The sequence below is a fragment of the Candidatus Symbiothrix dinenymphae genome (genome assembly GCF_001431085.1).
Genome location: NZ_BBRU01000463.1, coordinates 1 through 411, shown reverse-complemented (window position 1 = coordinate 411; position 411 = coordinate 1). Strand labels below are relative to the sequence as shown.

The window sequence follows — 411 nt, the reverse complement described above, 5'->3', positions numbered from 1 at the left end:
TTAGCATCTTGTTGCCAAGTAGCAACCTTCTGTCCCCCCCATTGTAACACGTGTGTAGCCCCGGACGTAAGGGCCGTGCTGATTTGACGTCATCCCCACCTTCCTCTCACCTTACGGTGGCAGTCTCACTAGAGTCCTCAGCTTTACCTGATAGTAACTAATGATAAGGGTTGCGCTCGTTATGGCACTTAAGCCGACACCTCACGGCACGAGCTGACGACAACCATGCAGCACCTCGACTACAGCCATTGCTGGCTTTTGGCTTTCACCAAAATTCTATAGCCGTTCGAGCCCGGGTAAGGTTCCTCGCGTATCATCGAATTAAACCACATGTTCCTCCGCTTGTGCGGGCCCCCGTCAATTCCTTTGAGTTTCACCGTTGCCGGCGTACTCCCCAGGTGGATTACTTAA

The 411-nt window shown here is 52.6% G+C and carries 1 rRNA gene; it reads right to left on the bottom strand.

What is annotated here, in order from left to right:
- Positions 1 to 411 (bottom strand): 16S ribosomal RNA (locus ASC50_RS05085); the annotation flags it as partial.